Origin of the sequence: Georgenia thermotolerans, from assembly GCF_009193185.1 — a bacterium.
Taxonomy (GTDB): domain Bacteria; phylum Actinomycetota; class Actinomycetes; order Actinomycetales; family Actinomycetaceae; genus Georgenia; species Georgenia thermotolerans.
Genome location: NZ_VUKF01000090.1, coordinates 1 through 4,375 on the forward strand (window position 1 = coordinate 1; position 4,375 = coordinate 4,375).

The window sequence follows — 4,375 nt, forward strand, 5'->3', positions numbered from 1 at the left end:
CTCGGCGGCCGGGGCCCGGCGCCCGCGGCGCCCGCCGCCGAGGTCCTCGCCGGGCTGCACCGCGACCTCACCGCCCACCTGGCCGCCGCCGGGGCGCTGCCGTGGGCGGCGGTGGGCCGGCCCCGGTCGGCCGACCAGCCCCGGGAGGCCGGCCCCGACGGTGGGGGACGGGGTGCGCCGGTCCCGCCCGCGCCGGTCGGGGCCGAGCTGGAGACCCGCCTGGTGGTGCTGCGCGCCGTCGTCGACGCGGCCGACGCGCCGGCGCTGGTCCGAGTGGGGGTCGCGCACGCCGAGCTCGCCACCCTGCGGCCCTTCCTCACCGGCAACGCGGCCCTGGGCCGGGCCGTGGCGCGGCTGCTGGCGGTGCGGTCGGGCCTCGAGCCCACCGGGGTGGCCGTGCTCGATGCCCACGCGGCCGCCCACCCGGCGGTGTACCGCGCCGCGCTCGCGGGCTACGCCTCGGGCACCGCCGAGGGCGTGGCCGGCTGGCTCGTCTTCCAGGCGGCGTGCGTGGAGGCGGGGGCGCGCGCCGGGGCGGAGGTGGCGACGGCGGTGCTCGCCGGCCGGGTCGCGGCGGGCTGAGCGCCACCGCGCTCTGCGGCGGCGGGCCCTCCGAGCGCGGTGCCCCGGGACGGTGGGCCGCGTCTTCCGGCGCCCGGCTCAGCGGCGCGAACGCCGCAGCGCGCCCCACACAAGGGCGCCGAGGACCAGCAGGAGCGCCGCGACCGTCACCCCGACGGCGCCGGGCAGTTCGCGGCGCAGCGGGACCGGGCGGCGGAAGCGGCGCACCTCCCAGCCTCGCTCGCGGGCCAGCCGGCGCAGGGCGCGATCGGGGTTGACCGCCACCGGGTGCCCGACCGCCTCGAGCATCGGCAGGTCGGTGACGGAGTCGGAGTAGGCGGCGCAGGCGCGCAGGTCGTACCCGGCGCGGGCGGCCAGGTCACGGATGGCCTCGGCCTTGGCGGCCCCGTAGACGAAGTGCGCGACCCGGCCCGTGAACCGGCCCTCCGCGACCTCCATGGTCGAGGCGATCACCTCGTCGGCGCCGAGCATGTCGGCGATGGGCCGCACCACGTCCCCGCTCGACGCCGAGACGATGACGACGTCGACGCCCCGGCCGCGCAGGGCGGCGATGAGGTCGATGGCCTCGAGGTAGACGTGCGGCCGGACGACGGTGTGCAGGGCGCCGTCGACCACCTCGCGGAAGCGCTGCACGTCCCACCCCTCGACCATCCCGGCGAGCTGGGCCTGCGCCTCCGCGCTGTAGCGGCGGTCGGCGGCGACGAAGAGGGAGCGCAGGTCCGCCGCCGCCGCGTGCAGCAGCGAGGAGCGGCGGAGCAGGCCCGAGGCCAGCAGCGGGCGCGCCAGGACGAGCGGGGAGGCGGTGGACAGGACCGTCCGGTCGAGGTCGAGGAAGGCCGCCACCCGCGGACCCGGCTGGTCTCCCACCGGGCTCAGACCTCGGTGGCCTCACCCGCCGGCAGCGGCCGGAACGTGGTGCCCTCGGGGGCGAAGTCCGCGAACAGCCCGTAGGCGAGCCGGGTGGTCGCCATCGCCCGCTCGTGGATGGGCACCGCCACGCGGGGGCGCACGGCGCGGACGTAGTCGATGGCCTCGGCGACCTTGAGCCAGGGGCCGCTGGTCGGCGTCCCGAGCACGTCGACTGCGGTGCCGGGGTCGGGGAAGGAGTCCCCGGGGTGGAAGAAGGCGCCGCCGTCGACGAGGTAGGCCGCGTTGGTGCAGCCGGGCCGGTCGGCGTAGATGATGGCGTGCTCGCCGCCGCGCACGTCCACCGCCGCCCCGGCGAGGTCGAGGTGGTCGCCCGGGCGGACCGTGCGGGCCTCGACGCCCAGCTTGGCGAGCAGGGGCGCGGTGTCCGGGTCGCAGACCACGGCGGCCTCCGGGTTCGCCGCGACGAGGGTCGGGAGCCGGTCGGGATCGACGTGGTCGGGGTGCTGGTGGGTGAGCAGGATGGCGTCGAGGTCGCGCAGCTCCTCGAAGCCCTCCGACATCGTGCCGGGGTCGAACAGCAGCCGGGCCGCGCCCGTCTCGAGCAGCAGGCACGACTGGCCGAAGTGCGTGATCCGCATGCGCACACTGTCGCAGAGGCGCGCCCGCGCTGTCCCGCGAAGCCCCCGGGCCGTCCACAGGCCCGCAGCGCGCGGCGCCCCGCCCCCGGCACGCTGGCGGGGGAGAAGGGGGACGGCGATGGGGCGCGACGGGGACGAGGCCAGGGCGGTGCTGCGCGGGGGCGACGCCGCGCTGGTGGCCCAGGTGCGGCGGCTCGCGGAGCTGGCCGGGGTGCCGCTCGCCGTCGCCGCGCCCGACGACCCGGCACCCGGCGCCGCCCTCGTGCTCAGCGCCGACGGCGCGCCGGGGCGGCTGAGCGTGCGGGCCGACCCGGCGGCGTCGGCGGGCCCGGCCGATGGCGCCCCCGCCGTCGTGGCCCTGCCGGCCGAGGCGGAGGCGCTGCTCGACCTGCTCGTCGCCGCCGGCAGCCGGCAGCGGGCCCGGGTCGTCGGCGTGCTGGGCGCCCACGGCGGGGCCGGCGCCTCGGTGCTCGCCGCCGCGCTGGCCCGCGCGGTGGTCGCCACCGGCGCCGCGGCCGCACTGGTCGATCTCGACCCCGCCGGCGGGCTCGACGTCCTCCTCGGCCTCGAGCACGACCCGGGCCAGCGGTGGGGCGACCTCGACGGCGAGCACGCGCTGCTGCCGCAGCCGCTCGCGCTGGCCCTGCCGGACTGGCACCTGGTGCGCGTGCTCTCCGGCGACCGGCGCGGCGGGCCGCCCGAGGAGGCCGTGGCGCGTTCCGCCGTCCGCGCCCTCGGCCAGGGGCACGACGTGCTCGTCCTGGACCTTCCCCGCCAGGTGCTGGCCGCCGGCCCCCACCGGGAGCGGTGGCTGGGCTGGTGCGCCGACGTGGTGCTGGTGGCCCGAAGCGGCGTCCGGGGCGCGGCGGCCGCGATGGCCGCGGCCCCGGCGCTCACCGCGCACACCCGCCCCCACCTCGTCGTGCGGGGCGGCGAGCCGACGGTGGCGGAGGAGCTGGCCGCCGCCGCGGGCCTGGACCTGGCGGCCCACATGCGCGAGGAGCGGGCGCTGCCGGCGGGCATCGAGCACGGGGTGGCGCCGGGGGACCAGCGTCGCGGGCACCTGCGCGCCACGGCCCGGGCCCTGCTCGACCGGCTGGGGGTCGGTCGGTGAGCGGGACGGTGGAGCTGGCCCAGGTACGCACGGCGCTGGCACGGGGCGCGTCCCTGCCCGCCGCCCTCGAGGAGGGCGGCGGCGTGGGCTCGCGGGCCCTGCTGCGCCTGGACACGGCGGTGCGGGTGGAGCTGCGCGGCGCCGGGCCGGTGCTCCAGCCCCTGCTGGAGGACCCGGCGGTCACCGACGTGCTGGTCAACGGCGTCGACGGGGTGTGGGTGGACCGCGGCGCCGGGCTGCACCGGGTGCCCACCGACGCCACCTTCGCCGACCCCGCCGCCGTGCGGGCCCTGGCCACCCGGCTCGCCGCCGCCTGCGGCCAGCGCCTCGACGACGCCAGCCCGGTCGTCGACGGCTCGTTGCCCGACGGCACCCGGCTGCACGCCGTCCTCCCGCCGCTGTCCGCCGGCGGGACGCTCATCTCCCTGCGCACCCACCGGGCCCGCACCTTCACCCTGTCCGAGCTGGTCCGGTGCGGCACCGTGCCGGCGGACGTGGCCCCGGTGCTCCGGGCCCTCGTCGCCGCCCGGGCCAACGTGCTGGTCTCCGGGGCGACCGGCTGCGGCAAGACGACCCTGCTGGCCACGCTGCTCTCCCTGGTGGCGCCCGACGAGCGGATCGTGTGCATCGAGGAGGCTGCCGAGCTGCGCCCGGACCACCCCCACGTGGTCCACCTGCAGACCCGCCGGGCAAACGTCCAGCAGGTCGGGGAGGTGCCCCTCAGCGAGCTGGTGCGCGCCGCGATGCGGATGCGCCCGGACCGCCTCGTCCTCGGGGAGTGCCGCGGGCCGGAGGTGCGCGACGTGCTCGGGGCGCTGAACACCGGGCACGACGGCGGGTGGGCCACGGTTCACGCCAACACCTCCGCGGACGTGCCCGCCCGGCTGGTGGCACTCGGCGCGCTCGCGGGCCTGGGCGACCAGACCGTCGCCGCCCAGGCGGTCAGCGCCCTGGACGCCGTGGTCCACCTGCGCCGTGACGGCGGCGTGCGCCGGGTGACCGAGCTCGGCGTGCTCGCCCGCAGCGGCGCGGAGCTGGTATGCGCCCCCGCCCTCGTCGTCGAGGACGGCGCCGTCCGCGCGGGGCCGGGGTGGGCGCGCCTCGCCCGCCGCCTCGGCGGCGCGCTGCCGCAGCCGCCCGCCGCGACCGCACCGGTCCCCCCGCGCCGCGG

General features: G+C 79.7%; 4 protein-coding genes and 1 pseudogene. 3 read left to right on the plus strand and 2 right to left on the minus strand.

Features of this window, described 5'->3' with window-relative positions; genetic code table 11:
- Nucleotides 1-582: pseudogene (locus GD970_RS21200) on the plus strand (Fic family protein); the annotation flags it as partial.
- Nucleotides 583-660: 78 nt separating this feature from the next.
- On the opposite strand, the gene GD970_RS21205 reads toward GD970_RS21200, so the two are convergent.
- Both GD970_RS21205 and GD970_RS21210 read right to left on the minus strand, forming a co-directional pair.
- Nucleotides 661-1,449 carry an HAD family hydrolase gene (locus tag GD970_RS21205; protein ID WP_211489989.1) on the minus strand — a complete coding sequence of 263 codons (789 nt, stop codon included), beginning with the start codon at nt 1,447-1,449 and terminating at the stop codon, nt 661-663.
- Nucleotides 1,450-1,454: 5 nt separating this feature from the next.
- Complete coding sequence (locus GD970_RS21210; protein ID WP_152204867.1) at nt 1,455-2,090, minus strand: MBL fold metallo-hydrolase; 636 nt, start codon at nt 2,088-2,090, stop codon at nt 1,455-1,457.
- A gap of 118 nt (nt 2,091-2,208) precedes the next feature.
- On the opposite strand from GD970_RS21210, the gene GD970_RS21215 reads away from it, so the two are divergent.
- Together GD970_RS21215 and GD970_RS21220 are read left to right on the plus strand one after the other, a co-directional pair.
- Nucleotides 2,209-3,204 (plus strand): hypothetical protein, encoded by a 996-nt coding sequence (locus GD970_RS21215; protein WP_152204868.1) that lies wholly within the window; start codon nt 2,209-2,211, stop codon nt 3,202-3,204.
- Nucleotides 3,201-4,375: TadA family conjugal transfer-associated ATPase (locus tag GD970_RS21220; protein WP_152204869.1), on the plus strand; the 1,175-nt coding region annotated here is incomplete at its 3' end. The genes GD970_RS21215 and GD970_RS21220, both read left to right, overlap by 4 nt.